This is a genomic window from Pseudomonas sp. R62, assembly GCF_000257605.1.
In the GTDB taxonomy this organism is placed as follows: Bacteria; Pseudomonadota; Gammaproteobacteria; order Pseudomonadales; family Pseudomonadaceae; genus Aquipseudomonas; species Aquipseudomonas atacamensis.
Genome location: NZ_JH635998.1, coordinates 2290527 through 2295700, shown reverse-complemented (window position 1 = coordinate 2295700; position 5174 = coordinate 2290527). Strand labels below are relative to the sequence as shown.

The following is a 5174-nucleotide window of genomic DNA, read 5'->3' as shown; positions in this document are numbered from 1 at the left end:
ATGGGTGGTGCTTTTGATGGCCCCTTCGCGAGCAAGCTCGCTCCCACAGGTTCGGTGTGATCTCTGTGGGAGCGAGCCTGCTCGCGAAGGCGGCCTATCGGGCGACGAAGCTTACGCGCCGGGTACGAAGTGCTTCTGCGCCGTGCCCCGGGCGATCAGGCGCGAGATGTAGTCGAGCTTCTGCGCATCCTGGTCGACAAAGCGGAAGGTCAGTTGCAGCCAGTCGCTGTCAGCTTTCTGCTCGTGGGCGACGATGGCGTGCAGGTAACCGTTGAGGCGCGCGATCTCGGCGTTGTCACCCTGCTCCAGATCGAGCACGGCGCTGTCGAGGATCTGCGGCAGGGTTTCGGTGCGCTTCACTACCAGCAGGGCTTCCTTGATGCTCAAGGCCTTGATCACGCATTGCTGAGTACCACTCGGCAGGCGCAACTGGCCCTGACCACGACCGCCCACCGGCGCCTTGGATGCACCGGGCGCCTGAACTGGCGGGCTGTTGAGCAAACCGCGCGACGGTGCAGCGGCTGGAGCGGGTGCAGTAGCGGCAGGCCTGGCCGCAGCGCCGCCGACCACGGCCGGCTTGCCGCCGGTCAGTGCGCTCAGGGAATCGTTGCCGAATGCCGAATTCATTTTGGTCGGCGCGCTGTTCATCAAGGTGTCGAGCTTGCCGACCTTGTTCAGTGCCTGCTTGACCTTGGTCAGCAGCTGCTCGTTGGTGAACGGCTTGCTGACGTAACCGGATACGCCGGCCTGAATCGCCTGCACGACGTTTTCCTTGTCACCACGGCTGGTGACCATGACGAACGGCATGGTCTTGAGGTTGTCCTGCTCGCGGCACCAGGTCAGCAGTTCGAGGCCGGACATTTCCGGCATTTCCCAGTCGCACAGCACCAGGTCGAAAGCCTCTTTGGCCAGCATGGCCTGGGCCTTTTTGCCGTTGATGGCGTCCTCGGTGCGGATCCCCGGGAAGTAATTACGCAGGCACTTTTTCACCAGGTCACGAATGAACGAAGCATCGTCCACGACCAACACACTGATCTTGCTCATCCAACACCCCTATTAAAATCCCGGCAAGCATAACGCTGGCTGATGGCACATTGCCAAAACTCTTCAGTCACGCCGGGACTTTTCGTTCGCGGGTGCTGCTTTTGATACGAATCCGCTTCTGAAAAGCAGAAACAAAAACGCCCGGCCAGAGGGCCGGGCGCTTTTCTCAGGCAATCTTACTTATCGTCAGCTTCGCCCGGAACATTAGCGGTTTCAGCGCTTGTGCCTTCAACTTCTTCTTTCATGCGCTTGAGGCCCATGTGGCGCACGTCGGTACCGCGCACCAGGTAGATCACCAGTTCGGAGATGTTGCGCGCATGATCGCCGATGCGCTCCAGTGAACGCAGGACCCAGATGATGCTCAGCACCCGCGAGATAGAGCGCGGGTCTTCCATCATGTAGGTGGCCAGCTCACGCAGGGCGGTTTTGTATTCGCGGTCGATGATCTTGTCGTACTGCGCCACCGACAAGGCCAGATCGGCGTCGAAACGGGCGAAGGCGTCCAGCGCATCGCGCACCATGTTGCGTACCTGGTCGCCAATGTGACGGACCTCGACGTAACCGCGCGGCGCTTCGCCTTCTTCGCACAACTGGATGGCACGACGGGCGATCTTGGTGGCTTCGTCGCCGATACGCTCAAGGTCGATCACCGACTTGGAAATGCTGATGATCAAACGCAGGTCGGAGGCTGCCGGCTGACGACGGGCGAGAATGCGCAGGCATTCTTCGTCGATGTTGCGTTCCATCTGGTTGATCTGGTCATCGATCTCACGCACCTGCTGAGCCAGGCCGGAGTCGGCCTCGATCAGCGCCGTGACCGCGTCGTTGACCTGCTTCTCGACCAGCCCGCCCATGGCAAGGAGGTGGCTGCGCACTTCCTCCAGTTCAGCGTTGAACTGCGCGGAAATGTGATGGGTAAGGCCTTCTTTGGAAATCATTGTTCGCTCCGCGAAAGTTGCAAGCTTCAAGCTGCAAGCTTCAAGCAGTTATGTGTAAGTCCTGATATCGCACCAATTCTTTCTTGCCGCTTGAAGCTTGCGGCTTGCAGCTGCCCCAATCAGCCATAGCGACCGGTGATGTAGTCTTCGGTCTGCTTCTTCGCCGGATTGGTGAACAGGGTATCGGTGTCGCCGAATTCCACCAGTTTGCCCATGTACATGAACGCGGTGTAGTCGGACACCCGTGCCGCCTGTTGCATGTTGTGGGTAACGATGACGATGGTGAACTTGGACTTCAGCTCGTAGATCAGCTCTTCGACTTTCAGTGTCGAGATCGGGTCGAGAGCCGAGCACGGTTCGTCGAGCAGCAGCACTTCCGGCTCAACCGCGATGGTGCGCGCGATCACCAGACGCTGTTGCTGACCGCCGGACAGACCGAGGGCCGAGTCGTGCAGACGGTCTTTGACCTCGTCCCACAATGCCGCGCCTTTCAACGCCCATTCAACGGCTTCGTCGAGGATGCGCTTCTTGTTGATGCCCTGGATGCGCAGGCCATAGACCACGTTTTCGTAGATGGTCTTCGGGAACGGGTTGGGCTTCTGGAACACCATGCCGACGCGACGACGCAGTTCGGCCACGTCTTCGCCCTTGCGATAGATGTTGTTGCCGTACAGGTTGATCGCGCCCTCGACACGGCAGCCGTCGACCAGATCGTTCATCCGGTTGAAGGTACGCAGCAAGGTCGACTTACCGCAGCCGGACGGGCCGATGAACGCGGTTACGCGCTGTTTCGGGATGTTCATGCTGACGTCGAACAGTGCCTGTTTCTCGCCGTAGTACAGGCTCAGGCCCGGTACTTCGATGGCAACGGTTTCCTGCGCCAGGTCCAGGCTCTGCTTGTCGCGGCCCAGGGCAGACATGTTGATGCCGTGGCTGTGTGTTTCGTGCTGCATGGGTCTCACTCCGTTCGTAGCTGCAAGCTTCTGGCTGCAAGCTGCAAGTTTGAGCAAAAGCGGCTTGTAGCTTGCCGCTTGTGGCTAATGGCTTTAGCTATCCAGTGCTTTGTATTTTTCGCGCAGGTGGTTGCGGATATACACCGCCGACAGGTTCAGCGTCGCGATCACCAGCACCAGCAGCAGCGCGGTGGCGTACACCAGCGGGCGGGCTGCTTCGACGTTGGGGCTCTGGAAGCCGACGTCATAAATGTGAAAGCCCAGGTGCATGATCTTCTGATCCAGGTGCAGGTACGGATAGTTGCCGTCCACCGGCAGCGACGGCGCCAGTTTCACCACACCCACCAGCATCAGCGGCGCCACTTCACCAGCGGCACGGGCCACGGCGAGGATCATCCCGGTCATCATGGCCGGGCTGGCCATCGGGATAACGATTTTCCACAGCGTTTCCGCTTTGGTCGCGCCCAGAGCCAGCGAACCTTCACGCACGGTACGCGGAATCCGCGCCAGACCTTCTTCGGTCGCCACAATCACCACCGGCACTGCCAGCAGCGCGAGGGTCAGCGAAGCCCAGAGCAGGCCCGGCGTACCGAACGTCGGCGCCGGCAGAGCTTCAGGGAAGAACAAGCGGTCGACCGAACCACCCAGCACGTAGACGAAGAAACCCAGACCGAACACGCCGTAAACGATCGCCGGTACGCCGGCGAGGTTGTTCACCGCGATGCGAATAACGCGAGTCAGGGTGTTCTGCTTGGCATATTCACGCAGGTACACCGCCGCCAGCACGCCGAACGGGGTGACGATCATCGCCATGATCAGGGTCATCATCACGGTGCCGAAAATCGCCGGGAAGATCCCGCCTTCGGTGTTCGCTTCACGCGGGTCGTCGGAGAGGAATTCCCAGATCTTGCTGAAGTAGAAACCAACCTTGGTCAAGGTGCTCATGCCGTTTGGCTGGTAGGCATGCACGACTTTGCCCAGACCGATTTCGATTTCCTTGCCGTTGGCGTCTCGGGCGGTCAAGGCGTCGCGGTTGAACTGAGCATGCAAATCAGACAGACGTGCTTCGATGTCTTTGTAGCGCGCGTCCAGCTCGGCGCGCTCGGATTCCATGTCCGCTTGTGCGGTGGCGTCGAGTTTGCCTTCCAGCTCGAGTTTGCGCCCGTGCAGACGGATTCGCTCGAGGCCGGCATTGATCGCGCCGATGTCGGTTTTTTCCAGCGTCTTCAGTTGAGCAGCAAGATCGTTCACCCGATCGATGCGCGCTTGCAGCTCAGGCCATGCGGCCTCGCCTTCGGCGATGACCTTGCCATCCTGTTTGACGTTGACCAGATAGCCGTAGAAGTTGCCCCACTCGCGACGCTCGATCGCCATCAATTCTGGCGGTGTGGTCTGCTTGGTCAGCCACTCGCCGACGATCCACGTGAAGTCATTGCCGTTCAGGTCACGGTTGCCGACCTTGATCAGCTCGCGGGTCATGAATTCCGGACCTTCGTCAGGCACCGGCAGGCCGGCGCTCTTCAGACGCGCGCGCGGCACTTCTTCTTTCTGCACCACTTCGCCGATCACCAGGTGATTGGCCTGGCCCGGTACGTCGTAATGGGCGTGGATCAGGTCCGCCGGCCAGAAGTGACCGAGACCGCGCACGGCAATCACCGCCAACAGGCCAATGGTCATGATGACCGCGATGGACACCGCGCCACCGCTGATCCAGACGCCCGGGGCGCCGCTCTTGAACCATCCTTTCAGGGAGTTCTGTTTCACAGACTTCTACCTTTGCTTAAAGCGACGAGTATTTCTTGCGCAGACGCTGACGAATCAGTTCTGCCAGGGTGTTCATGACGAAGGTGAACAGCAGCAGCACCAGCGCCGAGAGGAACAGCACGCGGTAGTGGCTGCCACCGACCTCCGACTCGGGCATTTCCACCGCGACGTTGGCGGCCAGGGTGCGCAGGCCTTCGAACAGGTTCATCTCCATCACCGGGGTGTTGCCGGTGGCCATCAGCACGATCATGGTTTCGCCGACCGCACGGCCCATGCCGATCATCAGCGCCGAGAAAATCCCCGGGCTGGCGGTCAGGATCACCACGCGGGTCATGGTCTGCCACGGCGTCGCACCGAGGGCCAGCGAACCCAGGGTCAGGCCGCGCGGCACACTGAACACGGCGTCTTCGGCGATCGAGTAGATGTTCGGGATCACCGCGAAGCCCATGGCCAGACCGACCACCAAAGCGTTGCG

Annotated in this window: 5 protein-coding genes; all 5 read right to left on the bottom strand. The window is 60.4% G+C overall.

The annotated features are described in order from the left end of the window. Window positions 1-111 precede the first annotated feature (111 nt). Window positions 112-1044 (bottom strand): response regulator, encoded by a 933-nt coding sequence (locus OQK_RS11300; protein ID WP_016772484.1) that lies wholly within the window; start codon window positions 1042-1044, stop codon window positions 112-114. 176 nt (window positions 1045-1220) lie between these two features. Then, on the bottom strand, window positions 1221-1982 hold the full coding sequence (phoU, locus tag OQK_RS11295; RefSeq protein ID WP_016772483.1) for a phosphate signaling complex protein PhoU: 762 nt from the start codon (window positions 1980-1982) through the stop codon (window positions 1221-1223). Between the two features lie 119 nt (window positions 1983-2101). Next, window positions 2102-2935 (bottom strand): phosphate ABC transporter ATP-binding protein PstB, encoded by an 834-nt coding sequence (gene pstB / locus OQK_RS11290; RefSeq protein ID WP_016772482.1) that lies wholly within the window; start codon window positions 2933-2935, stop codon window positions 2102-2104. A gap of 93 nt (window positions 2936-3028) precedes the next feature. Beyond that, window positions 3029-4699: a phosphate ABC transporter permease PstA gene (gene pstA, locus OQK_RS11285; RefSeq protein WP_016772481.1), complete on the bottom strand. Its 1671-nt coding sequence runs from the start codon at window positions 4697-4699 to the stop codon at window positions 3029-3031. A 16-nt stretch (window positions 4700-4715) separates the two neighbouring features. After that, a partial coding sequence (locus tag OQK_RS11280) for an ABC transporter permease subunit (protein ID WP_038860863.1) occupies window positions 4716-5174 on the bottom strand: 459 nt, incomplete at its 5' end.

Coding starts and splice junctions, on each gene's coding strand:
- OQK_RS11300 (WP_016772484.1), bottom strand. CDS start 1,044: ATGAGCAAGATCAGTGTGTTGGTCGTGGACGATGCTTCGTTCATTCGT.
- phoU (WP_016772483.1), bottom strand. CDS start 1,982: ATGATTTCCAAAGAAGGCCTTACCCATCACATTTCCGCGCAGTTCAAC.
- pstB (WP_016772482.1), bottom strand. CDS start 2,935: ATGCAGCACGAAACACACAGCCACGGCATCAACATGTCTGCCCTGGGC.